Origin of the sequence: Edaphobacter sp. 12200R-103, assembly GCF_010093025.1 — a bacterium.
Classification (GTDB): domain Bacteria; phylum Acidobacteriota; class Terriglobia; order Terriglobales; family Acidobacteriaceae; genus Edaphobacter.
Genome location: NZ_CP048114.1, coordinates 4,271,814 through 4,290,633, shown reverse-complemented (window position 1 = coordinate 4,290,633; position 18,820 = coordinate 4,271,814). Strand labels below are relative to the sequence as shown.

Genomic DNA, 18,820 nt, shown 5'->3' with positions numbered 1-18,820 from the left:
CTCCGGTTTGTACTGGCCTCGCGAACGAGGCGGGTCTTATGTCATGGGCTTCAGGGCGTTGGGTTCGAAGGCGCGCCTGTCGTGCGGCTGCTACCTGGGGAGCGAACGGCTGAAGTCGAATTCGGGAACATTTTTTTGACGTGACGCTATCCCACGTCTTGCTTGCAGTGGTGAAAGTACCTCTGCCTATAGCGTGTGTCAAGTATAAAGCACAACATGTTGTGCTGGACGGGGAATCCCATCCCTTCTCTGAAGGTAAACCAACAGGACCTCTGGAAATCAGTGATTCTACTGTGGAAGTCGTGAGATCGCAGCCCGGGGTGCGGATGGTCGCGGCTCTGGCGTAGCCAGCAGTCGCGATTACTTCTAACACCTTCGTTGTAGGTCAGCTACAGATCTGTGGAAAGCTGGTCAGGCGGGACGTACGGGAAGATGCCGGTCCATCCAGGTACGAACGCGCGCGGAGGAGGCATACTCCTGACCGAGGCGGCGGTAGCTCTCAAACTGGGACTCGCTAAACCACTGGTCGACCGTCGAGGTGTTGGGGAAGGTAGGGTTCTCCTTGTGGAAGTTCACCAGGTCGGGAGGAAGATCGGCGGTGTAGACGGACTTGATATAGAGGACCTGCCCGACGGTTCCATTGGAGTAGCGGATCGTCCCCCCGATTGCGCAGACGGGGCTCACCTGAGAGGTGCCGGCAGGGTCAAGTTGGGAGAGGTCGAGGTCGATCTCGGCCCCGTGGTCGATACGGCATTTACGAATGGCCATGCCGATGCCCTGAAAGGAGAGGTCGCCGTCCTGCTCGGCGTCGCAGATGATGATGGTCGTACAGTGGCGTCGGACCAGCTCGTAGAGTCCCATATTTTCGAAGTGCCCGCCGTCGGTCAGATAGACAAAGGCGGCCTCGTCGTTGACCAGGCCGAAGAGCTCTGCCAGCAGGTAGAAGAGGCCAAACCATGGCGAGGAAGGATTGCTGTGACGCCCACGCAGGCGAAAACGTTTGTGCCGGGGATTGCGAATCCAAAGGCCGAGCCGCACGTTGAAGATGGTAAGCAGAAAAGCCATCGTGGGGCTGGAATGAAAACCCCAGTTGGGGCTCATGGCAGCTCCTGAGGTAGCGACCGCAGTGGCCATGCGCGGACCTCCATCTTCATACGCGAAGCTGCGCGTAGGAGCGTAGCCGTTGAACTGCACGCGATCCGTGTCGGTCTCCGTCCAGCCCACATCGTAACCGCAATAAAGCGGCGTAAAGGCGAAGGCTGCGCCCTTGCGCTCCTGATAAGCCAGGTCCTGTCCGAAGGAGAGGTTCAGGGTTGTGCAGAAGATCGGGAATGGCCCCTGGTAGGTGGGCGGCTGCGGATCGAGCGTACAGAGATCAGGTCCGCAGACGTGCGCCCATAACTTATTGAGTGCAGCGTTATTGAAGCGCGCGGGCAGAAGATCAATCAACCGCAGGCGCTTGTCACTCCCGGCAAATCCGGTAAAACGGTTTGGGCGGCGGTCGGGATTGCTGGCGCCCGCATAACAGCGCGCAATGCGATCGCGATAAAAGGAGTGCAGCGAAAACTCATTGACGTCGATCCGCCAGCCGAAGAGGAGAGCCGTAATTGCCAGCAATGCAAGCAGGGCAAAGAAGTCCGAGTGTGGAAGAATCTGATCGCCAAGCTGAGACTTGATCGTCTCGAGAGCCTTTTCGATAACCCAGGAGAGCGTAAGGACCAGACCGGCGATGAAGACCGGAGGGCCAACGAGCGTCAGAGCATTCAAGGCGAGTGCCGACTTCGAGTTTTGGTCTTTGGCTGTGCCGCTGATGAAGGAACTTTTGCCGGCAAGCACGCTGGCCAGGGTGGTCCCGATCCAGCCGAGCCAGAGCGGTTTACCGATGTGGGCCACATGAAACAGCCACGAAACCAGAGCCGGACCAAGCAGCGAGCTTGCCGTCAGCGTGAACCAAAGCAGGCCGAAGAGGAAGCTCCAGGCCCGCAGCCGTGCGAACCATTCGCGAACAGAGTCGTCGACGAGGTTACCGACCAGGCCTCCGGCAATTTCGATCGAGACGAAGACGATAGTCAGGCCAAGCCACGGCAGCAAAGGAATCGCTGCACGCGTCACGTCTTCAAGGGGAAGAAAGAACGACGTGACGAAGATGACAAGGCGGGAGAGGTTGATGAGAACGTAACCGCAACCTACGGCGCCGGCCATTCCAAGCAGAACGATGAGGCGCCGCCAGTTCTGAGGAATCGCCCGGGCTGCAGCGAGTATCAGAAGAGCGATGCCAGCCAGCATGGAAGTAAAGACCCACGACGTGGAAGTGTCATCGTCGAAGGCGGTCAGGGGCTTCCACCAGCGGAAGGAGTAAGCCGATTGCCATGCGTGGAGATTGTTCATCGCATCCGGTTCGCCCGGCGGAGGAAGCTTAGGCTTGTTGAGCGACGCTGTGGTCACACTACGCGGCTCTTCGGTTTTCTGCGTCAGCCGATGCAGATGACTGATGTATACCCGTGTGCTGGCCGGAACAATGCCTGTGTTTTCCGGCCAATCGATGGTGCGAATGACCTGCTGAGTACTTCTCCAGTGGCGCATGCCGACCGCAGTATGGGGCGTGCGCTGAGGCAGCGGATTCCCCGCCCAGAACGATGACCGGTAAAGGTAAGGACAGGCGACAAAAACCGAGATCAGCACAGGCGCAAAGACCAGCCAAAGAACGCCTGCCTGGCCAAACCCGGTCTCTTCCACCGGATGGCAATGGTCCGCAGGAGGGTGGATGAACTGCTTGAAGCAGATGATGGCCGACGAAAAGAGAAAACCCGCGAGGATTACGGACGCCGCGAACATTCCACGATCGAGAAGAAAATGCGCTGCACGGCCGCGCGAGCTGAGATAAAAGTGCGGCAGCAGCATTACCAGCATGATGGAAGCGACGAGCACAATCTGGTTGAGAAAGGTGTTGCGCAGCCAGATGGCAAAGGCGACCCAGGTATCGGCGCTGAAGAGCCCCACACGCGGCGTAAGGTAATTGGAGTAGCGGCGCAGCCAGCGCAGTGGTTCCGGCCAGAAGATTCGTTGCGAGGGAGGGCCGGGCAGAGGCTGCAGCTGCTCTTTGACCTTCTCGACAGTCTCGCAGGAGATCCAGGATGCCAGAAACTGATGAATGTATCCCCCTCCGGAGACGGTGGAGAGATAGTCAAATGAATTCAGCCTCTCATTGGCGGCAAGCCCTTGCAGGATTCCCAGATTGAATGTCGCGCTCCGAATACCTCCTCCGGAGAAGCAAATACCCGTCAGGTGCAGCTCATCGGCAACCGCATAGGCATCCTTCGCCGGATCCGGCGGCGGCCAGTGCCCCTGGGCTATGAGCTCCTGTTCGAGCAGCCATTTACTGGGAGGGTAGTCGGTAAGGGTCGCGAGACGAGCCTGCGCCTTAGGCCTGCGATGCAGCAACCCAACCATCGTCCGGAGATCCATCGTCTCCAGCTCCGGAATGGTCATCTGGAGCGCAGCGCGCCAGGAGTCGCGAAAGGATGCCTTCGCCTCTGGCGTGGCAAGCGAGGCGTGGTGTGATTGGATCTGCTCTGCCAGGCGCTGGCAGTAGGCCTCCGCTGCGCCGTCGCGAAGCTCCGCCTCCTTAAGAAGGCGTGGATCAAAAATGTGCTTGCCTGCGTCTGCCATGGGGAGTTCCCTGAAAAGAGAATGTGGCCGGAGATGATTATCTCTGGCCAGAAATCATGAGCCCAGAAGACGAAGACACCATAGCAGAGCGTTTCCGCTACTGCACAGAAGAATCGTGATGAGGAACTTAGTTTTGGAATTATTCTCCCGCAGATGACTTTATGCGCGAACGCAGTCTCTCTCGAAGCTCCAACGTTGCGGAGCGATGACATAGCAGGCAAAGCGTTCGGATGTTATCGAGATCGCATTGTCCGCCTCCTTCTGCAACGGGAACGATGTGGTCCGCCTCCCAAAGACTGCGACGGCTGGAGATACGCTTCATCCCATAGAGTCGCAAGCCGGCTTCGTGCGCAGCGCCCCGGGCGCGTTTCAGCGCAGCATATGCAGCCAGGGTGTCGATCCTGCAGAGAGCACAGCGTCCGCGGTCTCGCGCAAAGACCTGATCGCGCAGATAACCGGGGCTGGTTCGGAGACGCCACTGGTGCACGCAGTAGTCGCTGCAGAAGGTGCGCCGGCGTTTGGCGAGGATCTCAAGCTGGCACCAGCGGCAGAGCGGCAGGCCATTCGGTCCTCTGAGAAGATCCTCGCGGCGGGCATGGCCGCCCGCTAATGTGCGTGAAGGGAGCATGGCAATGTTCATGCGCCGGGTCTCAGGCTTCGAAGTCGACTTCAACCGGCTCGATCAGAGGCATCAGCCAGGTCAGCAGCTTCTGGTGCACGGGATGATCGTTATACGCTTCGTAGCTGGCTCGATCGGAGAACTTCATGACGCCTCCGAGCTCGTAACCCTGCGAGCGGGGCGAGATGTTGGTTCCGACGAGCGTCTCCTCAAGACCGGGAATCTGCCCCTGCAGGTCCTTGATCTCCTCAACAGCACGCTGTTTCTGAGCTTCCTCAACTCCTGGTTTCCAACGAAAGAGAAATGTATGGACGATCATACGGTGTAGTTTAACCTGCACCGCTTAGAATGGTTCGACGAAGATTCTGCGTGGGAGAAGGATATGGCGAGAACACAGTCGACGATGGTGGAGCTGGGAACGGTGGCTCCTGCCTTTGAGCTGCCGGACGTAGTGACCGGTAAGGCGGTAGGGCGCGATGATGTCGCGGCGGATCGAAAGGGTCTCTTGGTGATGTTTATCTGTGTCCACTGCCCTTATGTGAAACATGTTGAGGAGGAGTTGGCCAGAATCGCCAAGGACTACGAAGGTCAGATCGGAATTGTGGCCATCAGCTCCAACGACATTACGAGTCATCCCCAGGATGCTCCAGAAGAGATGAAGAAGCAGGCGGAGCGACTCGGGTTCCGTTTCCCCTATCTTTACGACGAGACACAGGAAGCAGCGCGCGAATATCAGGCTGCCTGCACTCCCGATCTTTTTCTCTTCGACGGCGAGATGAAACTGGCGTATCGCGGCCAGCTGGATGACAGCCGCCCAAAGCGCGGCGACATTGGTAATGATATTCCGGTGACCGGCAAGGACCTCCGCGCCGCCATCGATGCCGTGATCACAGGCAAACGGCCTGATCCCAACCAGAAATTTGCGATCGGCTGCAATATCAAGTGGAAGGAATAGGAGAAGGTATGGATCAGGTTCTTGAAGAGCTGAAGGCCGGCATTCTGCATTTTCAGAATGAGATTTATCCGCCGAATGCAGAGAAATACAAGAAGGCTGTCAGTGAGCCACAACAACCTTCCACGCTGATCGTCACCTGCGCTGATTCGCGGATTGATCCGGAGCTGATTACGCAGTCAGGGCCCGGCGAGATCTTTGTGACACGCAACATCGGCAACCTCGTCCCCGCCTATGGCGAGATGCTGGGAGGTGTGAGCGCCGTAATCGAATATGCCGTGAGTGCGCTGAAGGTAAAGCATGTCGCTATCTGCGGGCACAGCGACTGTGGCGCAATGAAGGCCCTGCTGGATCCGGGGAGCCTTGAGAGTCTGGGCAGCGTAAAGAACTGGATGCGCAATGCGGAGGCCGCCATGAATGTGACCGATTCGCTTGCGCCTGCGAACGAATCACCCCTGGACCGGCTGAAGCGGCTGACAGAGGAGAATGTGCTTTTGCAGCTCCAGCATCTTAGAACGCACCCCTCGGTTGCCGGAGCGATCGCCCGAAAGGAGTTGACCCTGTCCGGATGGGTGTATGACATTGGTGCCGGCCAGGTACGTATCGCCGAAAATGGCGAGCGCGAGTTTCATCCTGTCCGCCAGGAAAGCCATAACGGATGATCGCTCCCCAAAACCGCCGGCGGCTCATGCTGCTCACTGTGAGATATATCGGCTGGCCGCTGGTCGTTCTGTTGGTCTATGACATTGCGGTCGTCGCCGCATACAAGGCCGGTTATCTGCATTGGGCTGCGCTTAATCAGATTCCGGTCTCTCTGTTAGGTTCCGTTGTCAGCATCCTCGTGGTGTTTCGCAATACGACTTCGTATGCGCGATGGTGGGAGTCGCGAACGTTATGGGGGTCCATCGTAAACAACTCGCGAAGCTGGGGCCGCCAGGTCACGATGACGATGCGAAGGCCCACGGATGCTGAACCCGGAGAGGCCGAAGCGATAAAAAAGAAACTGATCTACTATCAGGTTGCCTGGGCGCATGCTCTGCGGCAGCACCTGCGAAGACTTGAGCCCTGGAGCGAGATCGAGTCTTTTCTCTCTTCGGAGGAGATAACCCGGCTGCGGAAAGAGAAGAATATCCCCGTCGCCATCCAACAGTGGCAGACCGCCATTCTGTGCGACGCCCTCAGTCGCGGGTGGATCGACAGCATGCAGTGGCGCGCTATGGACGAGAGCCTGAACGATCTTGTCGATGCGCAAGGAGGAGCGGAGCGTATCAAGAACACCCCCATGCCGCGCCTCTACGACTATCTGCCGCAGCTTTGCGTGCAGATCTTCTGTATTGTCCTTCCGCTCGCCATGGGAGCGAGTATGGGATGGTTCACCCCACTTGGATCTGCGCTCGTAGGCTTTATCTTTCTAGCGCTGGATAAGATCGGTCGCGACCTCGAAGATCCCTTCGACAACAGTATCTACGACATTCCACTGACGTCGATCACCCGCACGATAGAGATCAATCTGCGCCAGATGCTTGGCGAAACCGACTTGCCGGAAGCCATTACCCCTGTCAAAGATATTCTGTGGTAAGCCCTGAACGGCGCGATCTAGGTGTTGTGGGATGCTCAGCTCTGCAGAGGAGCCCCACCCGCTGTTGCGTCAGACCCGTGCAGCTTCACCAGCTTGTTATAGATCCCCATAAGAAGAAATGGCGCCGCCCACTGACCGACAAATAGGGCAGCGTGATCCTTTTTCGAGGCTTTGAAGGTAAGTGACGCGATCATGGATGCAAGCGCGGCAGCCAGATAAGCGCTGGAGGGCACCTGTGAGGTTACTTTCTCAATGGCGGCGGTGACCTGATCTTCTCGAGCCTCGCCTTTCGATACGCGGTAATCAGTCATTGTGATTCATCTCCCTTTCTAAGAGAGATGCTTCCGCCGGGATACGCGTAGGTGTGTAAATCGACTATTTTTGAATTTCCGCCGAAATGATCTTCCATGCCTCTACACAACGTCAAAACCATCGCATGCGACGGAGAACATAAAGCACTAATCCGGTACAGACGATAGTCAGAAAGCCGACAAAGAGCGCTCCATGAGGTGAGGTTTCAAAGGGAAGTCCCTTCAGGTTCATGCCGTAGATTCCGGAGATAGCAAGCGCCGGAAGAGCAATGGTACCTAGCACTGTCAGGACCTTCATCACCTCGTTGGTGCGGTTCGCCACGGAGCTGAGGTAGATATCGAGCGAGTTGTTCAGCAGATCACGCTGCGTCTCTACAGAATCCAACAAACGGGCGACATGATCGTAGGTGTCCCGGATGTAAAGCTGGTGCTCGCTATCGATGATGCTGTTCGGATCGCGCTGCAGATGCAGGCAGGCGTCGCGCGTGTTGACCAGGACGCGACGCAGTTCGATCAGTTCACGCTTAATGGCGAAGACCTGTGCAAGGATATCAGGCGAGGGATTGTCGAAGACCGCGTCCTCCAGCTTGTCAATGCGGTCGTCAAAGTAGTCGATGGCGGCAAAGTAGCGGTCGACGATGGTGTCGAGAATCAGGTACAGCAGCCGCCCCGGATGCTCATCGTCGCCGTCGCGCCGCGCCCGTTCCAGGGCCTCCTCCGTCGCCGGACATACCGGGTCGATGATGGTGACGAGGAAGTCTTTCCCGGCAAAGACATCAATCGTGCTGAAGGTTGGCATCTTCTCCGCCGGGGCATCGGGATCGGGCTGAAGATAAATCGGTTTGAAGACAGCAAAGGTATAGTTGGCTCCAGAGTCTACCTTGACGCTCTCATCTTCGCTGCGGGCATCTTCAATATGCAGGGGGTGAAGGTTGTATCGGCGCGCCAGTTCATCCAGTCGCGGGTCGTGCGGGTCATCGAGTTGGTACCACGGCATGAGAGAACCTTTAGCTCCTGTTCGATTTCGATGCCGGAACGATGAATATCGTCGCCATCGAGACTGCGTTCATGGTATCGATTTCCACGTATATTGCAGTTAAAAGAAACTACTCCCCCATCCGAGATGAGGAACGATCCTGATGCTGCATCGTCGCCATGCCTTCCTGTTTCTCCTTGCAGCCGCCGTGTCGTTCGCTTACGGGCAGACCGATTCAACGTCTGCATCTGCCTACGATCCGGTCAGGACCTTCGCTCCCTTTACCATGCCCGACCCTGTCAACGCTTACCGCTCCGGCAATGGCGCTCCTGGGCCGGAGTACTGGCAGAACGAGGCCGACTATGACCTGCATCCCGTCATTGACGTACAGACTAAGCAACTGGCCGCCACCGAGACTATCACCTACACGAACAACAGCCCGGACACGCTCACCAGCCTCTGGCTGCACGTCGAGCAGAATATCTATCGCAAGGACTCGCGCTCGCGCCTGGCGAATGGAATTAGCCACTCACCGGAAGAGAGCAGCCCCCACCCATCTTCCGACGGCTACATCTTCGACTCGGTCGAGATCGAGTCCGGCAAGCAGCGCACCCAAGCCGACTACATCATCTCCGACACGCGTATGCAGGTTCGCCTGGCCGAGCCGTTGAAACCCAAAGGCGGGCAGTTGAAGATTCATATCAAGTACCACTACAAGATCCCCGGTGTCTGGGGCGACCGCACCTCCTGGGGCAAGGCCAAAGAGGGCGAGATCTACGATATGGCGCAGTGGTATCCACGCATGTGCGTCTATGACGATCTTCGCGGATGGGACACCCTGCCCTACCTCGGCAGCGAGTTCTACCTGGAGTATGGCAACTTCGACTACTACGTCACCGTGCCTTCGAGCTTCATCGTCGCGGGATCGGGCGAGCTGGTAAACCCAAAGGAGGTTCTGACCCCGTCGGAAGTGTCACGGTTGGAGCAGGCGAAGAGCAGCGATGCCACCGTCTACATCATCAAGCCCGAAGAGGTGGGCACGCCAGCCAGCCGACCGAAGCAGGATGGCACGCTGACCTGGCACTTCCACATGGACCGCACCCGCGACGTCGCCTTCAGCGCCTCTCCTACGTTCGTGTGGGACGCCGCGAAGATCAACCTGCCTGAAGGAAAGAAATCGCTGGCCATGAGCGTCTATCCGCGTGAGAGCGTGGGCGACGACGCCTGGACCAAATCGACTGAGTACGTGAAGAACTCGATTGAGAACTTCTCGAAGCGCTGGTATCCCTATCCTTATCCTGCCGCGACCAACGTCGCCGGCTTCTCCACCGGCATGGAGTACCCGGGCATCGTCTTCGATGGAATTTCCGACAAAGGTGCGTTCCTTTTCTGGGTGACGGCACATGAGATCGGCCACGACTGGTTCCCGATGATCGTCGGGTCCAATGAGCGCCGGAACGCCTTTATGGACGAAGGCTTCAACACCTTCATCGACATCTTCGAATCCGACGAGTACGCCGGAGGCAAGTACGGCCCCAAGCGCGACAGCGAGTACTCCGCCGGGGGCGAGCCTTCGGAAATGATCCTCAAGGTGATCGACAACCCTGCCGCTCCTCCTGTCCTCTTCCCTGCCGACGGTTACACCGCACAGATTGGGCACCCGGTCAGCTACTTCAAGGGAGCCTATGGCATGGTTCTGCTGCGCGACGAGATCCTGGGGCCGGAACGCTTCGACTGGGCCTTCCGCAAGTACATCCGCGACTGGGCCTTCAAACATCCCTCACCCTCGGACTTCTTCCGCGCCATGCAGAGCGAAGGCGGCGAAGACCTGGGCTGGTTCTGGCGCGGCTGGTACGAGAATAACTGGAGGTTCGATCTCGCGGTCAAGAAGATCGACGGCGCCACGATGACCATCCTCAATAAACAGCAACTCGTGCTTCCAGCAACGGTTGAGGTGAAGTTCAAGGATGGCACTTCTGAGCGCTTCCGCCTGCCATGGGAGACATGGCTGAACAAGGGCGAGTACGTGTGGTCTTCCGACGACAAAAAGCCAATCGCTTCCGTCACGATCGATCCGGACCACAAGCTTCCGGACGACGATCGCAGCAACAACACAAAATCGGCCAAGTAAGCGACTATTCTTCCATTTGAGTTACGGCCTGTGCGGGATCGTCTTCTTCAGTCCATCGTAGACCACAGTCGTTGCAGTGCCACGATTCAGAACCGCGAGGTGCAGGAAGCGAGAAGAGATAGAGCGACAATAGGGCAGCCTTTCTGCCCCGCCGCTCCCAAATGATGTCGATGGAGTCACAGTGAGGACAATGCGGCTGCTCGAAGAGCGATTGATCGGGCAGCGAGATGGTCTCGGGAGTGGGTTCCTCAAGGATTCTCTCAGCGGCTTCTGCATCTGATCGGGAAACCTGAAGGCTGATGCCGCCAATCAGGTTCGAGATCTGCCAGTCAAGCCTTACGAGATTTTCATCCTTGAGAAAACAGTAAATACCAGCGGATTCAACAACACCTCGAGCAACGATTGCCTCTGAGAGATCGCGATACCGGCGAATAGTAACAAGATCCAGATACGGAAGAGATGAATCGTCGGAGTCTTTCAATCGAGGCGGAGGCTCATGGAACTCGATTCCGCGTCGTTCTAACTCTGCGAGAAGAGCCGATTTCGCATCATCGACTAAAAACTGCCAGTCCTCAGAGATCGACAGCAGCTCGGAGTCCGGAAGTGAACGATAAAAACCTCGAAAATCCTGACCATCCATGCCCAAGGATCATAGCACTGTAATTGGGGAAGACCCCTAATCTTCGTGGACGACTATTCCCCTGCCCTGTTCAATGGATTTGATCTGGCCGTCGCGCATGTGAATGATGCGGTCGGCGATCTGGGCGGCCTCAGGATTATGAGTGATCATCAGGACTGTCTGGTTCAACTCGCGGCTGGAGCGGCGAAGCATCTCCAGGACAGCGTCGGAATTCTGCGTATCCAGATTTCCCGTAGGCTCGTCCGCCAGCACAATTGCCGGACGAGAGATCAGGGCGCGGGCGATGGCCACACGCTGCTGTTCTCCTCCTGAAAGTTCGCTGGGACGATGTTCCAGTCTCCCCCTGATGCCCATCAGGTCCGCCAGATGGTCCAGCAGCCCACGGTCGAGCGGCTTCCTCGTTTCGGCGCCCAGATTAGCGATGTCGTGCGCGATCTCGACGTTTCCCAGGGCGCTAAGCGTCGGCAACAGGTTAAATCGCTGAAAGACAAACCCGATCTTGGCCCGCCGCATACGCGTCCGCTCGATATCCGACATCTTTGAAAACTCGGCGCCATCGATGAACAGCGAGCCCGACGTGGCGTTGGTAAGCCCTCCAAGGATGTAAAACAGGGTCGATTTGCCCGAACCGGATGGCCCCACAATGGCCACAAACTCCCCCGGAGCCGCAGTAAAGCTGACGTCGCGCAGGGCGGGAACCTCCAGCTTGCCGGAGCGATACGTTTTGCCGAGGTGGTCAGCAGCGATGATCGGGGACTTGGTGGCTGTCCTGTCCAAGGAGGAGGAAGATGTAGTCGCCATGAGTTACCCTTAAGTCTATCGTGACTGGGACAGCTGCATGGGGATAGGGGCGGGGTTTGCCAGGCTTTTGCTGTACGCCCTGCTGGGCTGGACCGCATTGGGCGCCATCGGGGTAACCATCTCCTTCCGGCGCGGCGAACGCTTCCAGGGGCGCAAGAACCTTGGATGGATCGCGGCAATCTGGATTATCTATATAGGTATCCTGCTGTCCGTCTCCCTGACGGCCAAACCGCGCGTCGTGCTGCCCGGCCGGGACTACTGCTTCGATTCCCTTTGCTTTTCGGTCGTCCGGACCGAGACCGTCCCAGGATATCTTGGCAACCGGGGAGAGCGGATCGTAAAGGTTTATGTCCGCATTACCAATCACTCCGACAAAAGGAATTCCAGCGACGCTCATTTGAAGCTGTACATGGTGGATGCCCGCGGACGCCGCTGGGATGAGGCATCAGGGCTGGAGGGGGTGCGTCTCTCGACACCCGTTGGGCCGCGGCAGACGGTCCTCACTACCCCGGTCTTCAAAGTTGGGCCCTCCGCTGAGGGACTGCGCCTTGTTTTGACGCACGATCACAATCTTCCTTATCTTCTCCTGCTTGGGGATACTGGCAGCATCTTTCATGGCCCCGCCTACCTGTCTCTCGACCAATAGAATCCCCGGAACAACGGTGGAAGCTCCCTCTCCTGCCCTGGATTCACTTTCGGATTTCACTTTCCATGCAAATCCTTGCGGATAAGTTCTCTGAGGGCCCCAAATCGCATTGTGTTTAGGCCTGGATTTTTTGGTATGCAGATTGCATTAGAGCGAGGACGTATTACATGGGCCTTATCCGCGCGCATTGGTCTGAATGTGATGTGGAGCCGACTTCCAAATATACGAATAGGGCCTTTTACTTCGCCCTCTCCAAGGCTTCGTTCTGTCGCCTTCTGAAGGGCACGGGACACGTAGCTTCTCTCTGGGCCACCCGGGACCAAAACAACGACGTCGACGGTCGCTCCTGTTCATGAGCGAACAGGAAGCCTTACGTCAAAATTGGCCGCTACCACAGGACACACTGTGCCGACGGCGAGCACTTTCAAACCCTAACCCGTTGTGGAGGACGAAGTGAAAACGATCGCAACTGCTTTAGTTACAGCCTTAGTCGTCTCTGGACAGGCATACGCCCAGAGCAACCATTCGAACAACTCCTCAAACAAGAACGAAAAGAAGCAGAGCAAGACCCGCGCGCTTCGTGACAACCAGATGGACAAGGTCACTGCAGCCGGCGAGGAGAATACCGCTGTCGCGGCCAACAATTCCACCGCCACCGTCAATAACACGGGATCTGTGAGTCTGGGCGGAAGCTCTTTGAACGGAGCTTCGGGAGTAAATATCGTCAACTCCTCCGATGCGCTGGTCGGCAATGGTGTCAACGTCTACAGCGGCACGATGTCGTCGCCAGCCAGCAATGGCGGTGCAGACGTCAGCCAGAGCAACGATGTCACGCAGAGCAGCGCGCAGATGGGATCCATCTCGGGCTACTCGCGGGACCCCAATGTGTCTCTGACCGCGACAACTTCCTCGGACGTCACCAAGAGCGCATCCAGCACCGACACGTTCAATGGATCGCTGCAGACGTCCAACAGCAATAACAAGAGCCTGAACGTCGACCATACGAAGACCAACAGCCTGGCAACCACCTACAGCAATACGCATGATGCCTCTCTGACCACGAGCGCGAGCAAGTCTTCCTCGCTTTCGACGGACGCAACCTCGTCCAAGAACTCCAGCGCTTCGCTGGCGACCACCAACTCGGCCTCGAAGAATGCAAATGCTTCGCTGTCTACCGATTCTTCTTCCTCGAAGAGTGCAAATCGTTCGCTCTCCACGAATGCTTCATCCTCGAAGAGCGCTAATGCCTCTCTATCGGCAAACGGATCCCTCAGCTCGAATTCCGCGCTGAACGCAAGCGCATCGAAGACGAACTCCGCTGCCGATAATTCCTCCGCGTCCAATGCCGGCACTGCCAATGCGACGCAGAACACCAACAGCACCTCGAACTCCGTCTCCTCGGGTCCGGATGGCTCTGCCACCAATACGGGCAACACCGCGTACAACAACAGTGGCACCAGCGGAAGCAATACCTCTGCCTCCAACGGAACGACAGCGCATGATATGTCGGCTTCCGACGGTTCGGCGACCAACGGCAGCAACACGACGGCCAATACGGCTTCGAATACCTCCAACTCGGCCTCGAACTCTGCGTCCAACAACAGCAGCTCTTCCGACAAGAGCCTGTCAGCCAGCAAATCCAACTCGGCGAGCGCTGCATTGGACGCTTCGGCCAGCAAGTCGGCGTCGAACTCCAACTCGCTGGATGCCGCAGCCAGCAAGTCGGCTTCAAACTCCAACTCGCTCGATGCTGCAGCCAGCAAGTCTTCGAGCAGCTCCAACTCTCTGAATGCAGCGGCCAGCAAGTCGTCCAGCAAGTCGGCGTCGCTGGATGCAAGCCAGTCGGAGAATGCGTCCTTGAGCGCGAGCAAGTCTTCGGCGAAGAATGCAAGCCTGAATGCCAGCAACTCGACCAGCGACTCCCTTGCGGCGAGCGAGAGCAACAGCTCCAGCCTGGCTGCCAGCGTATCGAGCAACAAATCGAAGTCGTACTCCAACCACACCGTACAGTCGCTTGACCTGACCTACGACAAGCAGGGCGCCGTCGCCTTCGACTCCGCCAGCGGAAAGTATGTCGCGGTCGATGGCTCGACGGTAACAGCAACCAACAACTACACCGTCGCGCTTGCCGACAGCGCCATGCAGAATGCAAAGGCGCTGAACATCGTCAATGCGGCGGGCGGCATGGTCTCCAACGGAGTCAACGTTGCACGTACGTCCAACATGAACTCCGCCCCGACCATCAACCAGTCCAACACCATCAGCCAGGTTCGCTAGAGGACCGTTCGGCGTCTACCTTGGGTCCGGTGCCTTTCGCTCCGGCCCCCTTTGCAGACGCCGGGCCTCCTCCTTCACGGGAGCAAGGTATGCAACGAATTCTTGTGATGGCAACTCTGGCAGTGCTGAGTTCAGCGGGACTGGCGGTTGCAGGTGCTCAAACGCCGCCGGCCCCCAAGGCTCACAACAAAACCGTGACGAAGGCGAAGCCTCTCAGCGACGCCGCTCTCGACCAGGTGACTGCCGGCAGCGTGACGGCGGGAATCTCTGAGGGCGTCGTTCGCTTTGCAGGCCAGACACCTACGCCCAACGGTCTGGTCTCGAGCACAGGCTCTCTGGCTCTTCAGAGCGGACCCCTCGCCGGCAACACGATGGGAACGCTCAGCCTGAACGGCAATGCCCAGCAGAATCTCAGTTCTCTGGTAAACATCAATGCCGTGAACTCGAAGATCAACGTGCTGCTGAATCTCAACGTAAACATCAACTCCACTGTGTCGACACTGACGCAGTCCAATCTGAATGGAAGACCTTGATGTTCCTTCCTGCTGCCCGGTTCCGGCTCTGGTTCAGAACGCTCGCCCTGACCCTGGCGAGCGTTCTGGTAGTCACAGCATCTGCGTTCTCCCAAACCGGGGAGAACGCAGATGAGCAGGCTGGCAAAAGAATTCGCAGCCTGAAAGAGATTCGCGGCGAAGGTGTCGTGCGACAGAAGTGGGACATGAGCTGCGGAGCAGCGGCCCTGAGCACCCTCCTTACCTACGAGTTCAAAGACAACACTCCCGAGACGGCCATCGTCGTATGGATTCTGCATCGCGTCGATCCCGTCAAGGTTCGCGCGCGCGGCGGATTCTCCCTGCTCGACCTGAAGCGCTTTGCCCAGGCACGCGGCTATCACGCAGAAGGTTACGCCGGCATGTCTCTCGAAGAGCTGGCTTCACAGAAGACGTCTGTCATCGTTCCTATTCGTCTGAAGGGGTTCGATCACTTCATCGTCGTGCACAGGATCGTCAACGGCAGGGTGATCATCGCCGATCCAGGCTTCGGCAACCTGACCATGAAGGTCGACCGCTTCCAGAGGCTGTGGAAAGAGGGAATCGTCTTCATCGTCCATCCACCGACCGATCTGATGCTGACCGAAAAGCACCCTACCATCGCCTCTCGCACCATCCCGGACGAAACCACCATTCAGCGCGAGATCGGCGTCGCGATTCCTCCGAACTACCTCTACTGACACCAAAAGGCCAGATCGATGCACATGACGAAATTCAAGCCGTACGATGTCGCACCTCTTCTTTGCTGCCTTCTCTGGTTAACCTCGGCCATGCAGGCCCAGGAACACAGCGCTTCGCCTCAGCAACAGACGCATCAGCAAACGGCAAATCAGACAATGCCGATGTCGCAGCAGGAGTCTCTGCTGGCCGCGGTCAACCAGAGACTGAACGATGCTCTGCGGGAGCGAGACGCCGTTATTCGCAACCTGCTTGAGAGGGTGCAGGAGCTGGAGTGGAGAGTCAATGGCGGCTTCACCACCTCACCGAAAGATCTCGTCAATAAGCCTGTATCTGCCGTTTCTTCGTCGGCTCCGGCCGCTCCTGCTCCGCGTGTGGGAGCCTCCGCGGCCGTAACCTCCGTAGTGACCAACGCTGGTTACGACGCGGAAGAGCGTCAGGCGAGCCAGGCGCTCGACCAGGCACTCATCGTTCGCGGCGGCCTGCTGCTGCCTCCGGGCACGGTCGAGCTCGACAACACGACCTCCTACTTCAGCTCTACCACGGACCGGATCAATATCGATGGATTTGCGATCCTGCCGGTGCTGGTGGTTGGCGACATCGCTTCGCAGCGGGTCCGCAAGGATCTTCTGCTCCCCACTTTCTCGGCGCGTCTCGGTCTTCCGCACAAGCTGCAGTTCGACACCTATATTCCGTATGGGTACCAGTTGAACCGGACCGTGGACGTCAACAACACACAGACGAATCAGAGTACCTTTGGGCTGGGCGACATTACCTTCGGGCTGTCACGTCAGCTGGCGCTTGAGCATGGCAACATTCCGGACCTGCTGGCCAATGTGCGCTTCAAGACCACGACCGGAATCGACAGCTTCAACCTGAACAGCAGCCAGACCGCATTGGGAACAGGCTTCTATGCCGTTCAGGGAAACCTTACGGCAGCCAAATCCAATGATCCGATCGTCATGTTCGGCAACTTCTCCTATACGGCGAATCTCGATGGAACGCACTCCGTTCCGGCGAACGATCCTGACAATCCCGGCCTGATGATCCCCGGTCACTTCAATCCAGGCGATTCTGTAGGATTCCAGCTCGGATCCATTCTCTCGCTCAATCCTGAGACCTCGATGACGATTGGCTGGGACCAGCGGTTTACGCGCGCAACGACGCTGAACGGGAAGACCATCCCGGCTTCGTTCCTGGTGGAAGGGTCTCTGCGGCTAGGAGCCTCTTATCTCTATGCTCCCGGCAGAACCATCGATCTAAGCTTTGGCGTAGGTCTGACCCCGGACACCCCAAACCTGCAATTCTCCGTCGGTCTTCCGATAAGGCGAGCTCTCTGGCATCCTCGGAACACGGTTCATTAAAGGAGTGGGTTGAAGAGGACAGCAGCGGATAATTGCTAGCCAGTTTTCCAAAGCCTTTCCGGGAGTGTCATCCTGAGCGTAGCGCGCCAGCGCGATAAGGCCGCGAGTAGCTTCGCTCAGGATGACACCTCTGGGACTTTAACCGGAAAGGATTGCGCAGATCTCTGTATCAGCTAAATTGCATAGCGACGCGGGTTGCCACGGCTGCCTCAGTAATGGCGCGAGGCAGCTTCTGATAGATTCCGCCGAATCCACCGTTGGACAGAATCACCACAACGTCTCCGCTTCGCAGCTCCGGCGCAAGCGCCGCCACAATCGCATCTGCATCCTGGTAGACCGCTGCAGAAATGCCACGGCTCAAAAGGCCCTGAACCACATGGCCGGGATCGAGGCGCTCTGCGGTAGGAATACTCTCCGACTTGAAGACACCTGCAATCACTACCCGGTCCGCCAACGCAAGGCTGTCGACCAGAGACCCTTCGAAGACATTCCGGCGCAGCGTATTGGAACGTGGCTCGAGCACCGCGATCAGCCGCTGCCTGGGTCTGCTCTCCCGCAACGCCCGCAGGGTCTCGCGAATCGCCGTTGGATGGTGCGCGAAGTCATCGATGATCGTGACGCCCTCCGTCACGGCTTTCACCTCCAGCCGCCGCTTTACACTGTGGAAGGTCGCCAACGCCTTTGCAATCGCCTCGACCGAAACTCCCTGGCCCGAGGAGAGTGCTGCAGCCGCTGTTGCGTTCAGAGCGTTGTACTCTCCGGCCAGCGGCAGGGTCAGCTCGGCGAACCGTTCCCCTGCGCGCCACAGCGTCCAGCGAGTCGAAGTTCCCTCGTGGCGCAAGTCAGAGATTCGCCAGTACGAATCCTCACGAAGGCCGTAACGCTCCACCTTGCAAAAGGCTTTGGCGACGCACTCGGTGACGTTCTCGCTCGCATCATACGCAACCAGCCGTCCGCGCCGCGGTACCAGGTTGACGAACCGTTTGAAGGCTGTCTTTACCGCCTCAAGATCTGCGTAGATGTCGGCATGATCAAACTCGACATGTGTCAGGATCGCTGAATCAGGGAAGTAGTGCAGAAACTTCGGCCCTTTATCGAAAAACGCTGTATCGTACTCATCTCCTTCGAGGATGAAGGGCATCGTCGGGCGAACCCGGAAGCTGGTTCCGAAGTTCTCCGCGACGCCACCGATCAGGAACGAGGGAGCAAATTCAGGGTTGTTCTGGGCAGCGGTCTCAAAGATCCATGCCAGCATGCTGGTCGTGGTGGTCTTCCCGTGCGTTCCTGCCACCACCAGCGGCTGCCGGCTCACAAGAAACTCATCGTGCAGCACCGATGCCATCGAGGTAAATGGGATGCGCTCGTCCATCACTCGCTCCAGCTCCACGTTGCCGCGCGAGATTGCGTTGCCGACGATTACCAGATCAGGGCGGCGATCGAGGTTGCGCTCCGCATACGGCTCATGGACCGTAATACCAAGTTCGCGCAAAAGATCGCTCATCGGCGGATATGCCGCAACGTCCGAGCCAGTAACCTCGTAGCCCTGCTGCTTCAGCATTCCGGCCAGCGAGGCCATCGCCGTGCCGCAGATTCCAATCAGATAGACGTGTTTCCCCATTGCACCAA

General features: G+C 57.8%; 17 protein-coding genes. 9 read left to right on the top strand and 8 right to left on the bottom strand.

The features are described 5' to 3' along the window. Positions 1-411: 411 nt before the first annotated feature. The 3 genes from GWR55_RS17855 to GWR55_RS17845 all read right to left on the bottom strand — a co-directional run bounded on the left by GWR55_RS17855 (position 412) and on the right by GWR55_RS17845 (position 4,607). On the bottom strand, positions 412-3,669 hold the full coding sequence (locus tag GWR55_RS17855) for a hypothetical protein (RefSeq protein WP_162400427.1): 3,258 nt from the start codon (positions 3,667-3,669) through the stop codon (positions 412-414). Between the two features lie 139 nt (positions 3,670-3,808). Continuing rightward, complete coding sequence (locus tag GWR55_RS17850) at positions 3,809-4,309, bottom strand: HNH endonuclease (RefSeq protein ID WP_238398510.1); 501 nt, start codon at positions 4,307-4,309, stop codon at positions 3,809-3,811. Between the two features lie 10 nt (positions 4,310-4,319). Next, positions 4,320-4,607, bottom strand: coding sequence for a Dabb family protein (locus GWR55_RS17845; RefSeq protein ID WP_162403460.1), 288 nt, complete (start codon positions 4,605-4,607; stop codon positions 4,320-4,322). A gap of 63 nt (positions 4,608-4,670) precedes the next feature. Here GWR55_RS17845 and GWR55_RS17840 point away from each other — a divergent pair, with 63 nt between their 5' ends. From GWR55_RS17840 to GWR55_RS17830, 3 genes are read left to right on the top strand one after another with little or no spacing between them, the layout of a single operon-like run. Then, a complete protein-coding gene (locus GWR55_RS17840; protein WP_162403459.1) occupies positions 4,671-5,243 on the top strand; it encodes a thioredoxin family protein in 573 nt (190 codons plus the stop codon). An 8-nt stretch (positions 5,244-5,251) separates the two neighbouring features. Continuing rightward, positions 5,252-5,902: a carbonic anhydrase gene (locus GWR55_RS17835; protein WP_162403458.1), complete on the top strand. Its 651-nt coding sequence runs from the start codon at positions 5,252-5,254 to the stop codon at positions 5,900-5,902. Further along, positions 5,899-6,819, top strand: coding sequence for a bestrophin family protein (locus GWR55_RS17830; protein WP_162403457.1), 921 nt, complete (start codon positions 5,899-5,901; stop codon positions 6,817-6,819). Before GWR55_RS17835 ends, GWR55_RS17830 begins: the two co-directional genes overlap by 4 nt. Positions 6,820-6,854: 35 nt before the next feature. On the opposite strand, the gene GWR55_RS17825 is transcribed toward GWR55_RS17830, so the two are convergent. Continuing rightward, positions 6,855-7,130 carry a hypothetical protein gene (locus tag GWR55_RS17825; RefSeq protein ID WP_162403456.1) on the bottom strand — a complete coding sequence of 92 codons (276 nt, stop codon included), beginning with the start codon at positions 7,128-7,130 and terminating at the stop codon, positions 6,855-6,857. Positions 7,131-7,242: 112 nt separating this feature from the next. Continuing rightward, on the bottom strand, positions 7,243-8,127 hold the full coding sequence (locus GWR55_RS17820) for a magnesium transporter CorA family protein (RefSeq protein WP_162403455.1): 885 nt from the start codon (positions 8,125-8,127) through the stop codon (positions 7,243-7,245). 142 nt (positions 8,128-8,269) lie between these two features. Here GWR55_RS17820 and GWR55_RS17815 point away from each other — a divergent pair, with 142 nt between their 5' ends. Continuing rightward, positions 8,270-10,237, top strand: a complete 1,968-nt coding sequence (locus GWR55_RS17815; RefSeq protein ID WP_162403454.1) for a M1 family metallopeptidase — start codon at positions 8,270-8,272, stop codon at positions 10,235-10,237. A 4-nt stretch (positions 10,238-10,241) separates the two neighbouring features. On the opposite strand, the gene GWR55_RS17810 is transcribed toward GWR55_RS17815, so the two are convergent. Together GWR55_RS17810 and GWR55_RS17805 are read right to left on the bottom strand one after the other, a co-directional pair. After that, a complete protein-coding gene (locus GWR55_RS17810) occupies positions 10,242-10,877 on the bottom strand; it encodes a DUF2007 domain-containing protein (RefSeq protein WP_162403453.1) in 636 nt (211 codons plus the stop codon). Positions 10,878-10,913: 36 nt separating this feature from the next. Continuing rightward, complete coding sequence (locus GWR55_RS17805; RefSeq protein ID WP_162403452.1) at positions 10,914-11,678, bottom strand: ABC transporter ATP-binding protein; 765 nt, start codon at positions 11,676-11,678, stop codon at positions 10,914-10,916. Positions 11,679-11,715: 37 nt separating this feature from the next. Here GWR55_RS17805 and GWR55_RS17800 point away from each other — a divergent pair, with 37 nt between their 5' ends. The 5 genes from GWR55_RS17800 (at position 11,716) to GWR55_RS17780 (ending at position 17,194) form a co-directional block, all read left to right on the top strand. Next, on the top strand, positions 11,716-12,324 hold the full coding sequence (locus GWR55_RS17800) for a hypothetical protein (protein ID WP_162403451.1): 609 nt from the start codon (positions 11,716-11,718) through the stop codon (positions 12,322-12,324). Between the two features lie 453 nt (positions 12,325-12,777). After that, positions 12,778-14,601 carry a hypothetical protein gene (locus GWR55_RS17795; protein WP_162403450.1) on the top strand — a complete coding sequence of 608 codons (1,824 nt, stop codon included), beginning with the start codon at positions 12,778-12,780 and terminating at the stop codon, positions 14,599-14,601. A gap of 89 nt (positions 14,602-14,690) precedes the next feature. After that, positions 14,691-15,134, top strand: coding sequence for a hypothetical protein (locus tag GWR55_RS17790; RefSeq protein ID WP_162403449.1), 444 nt, complete (start codon positions 14,691-14,693; stop codon positions 15,132-15,134). Continuing rightward, the gene (locus GWR55_RS17785; protein WP_162403448.1) at positions 15,134-15,832 is read left to right on the top strand and encodes a C39 family peptidase; all 699 of its coding nucleotides are present in this window, start codon (positions 15,134-15,136) and stop codon (positions 15,830-15,832) included. The genes GWR55_RS17790 and GWR55_RS17785 overlap by 1 nt, the downstream gene beginning before the upstream one ends. 24 nt (positions 15,833-15,856) lie before the next feature. Then, positions 15,857-17,194: a transporter gene (locus GWR55_RS17780; RefSeq protein ID WP_162403447.1), complete on the top strand. Its 1,338-nt coding sequence runs from the start codon at positions 15,857-15,859 to the stop codon at positions 17,192-17,194. A 169-nt stretch (positions 17,195-17,363) separates the two neighbouring features. On the opposite strand, the gene mpl is transcribed toward GWR55_RS17780, so the two are convergent. Further along, complete coding sequence (mpl, locus tag GWR55_RS17775; protein WP_162403446.1) at positions 17,364-18,812, bottom strand: UDP-N-acetylmuramate:L-alanyl-gamma-D-glutamyl-meso-diaminopimelate ligase; 1,449 nt, start codon at positions 18,810-18,812, stop codon at positions 17,364-17,366. Between the last annotated feature and the right edge of the window lie 8 nt (positions 18,813-18,820).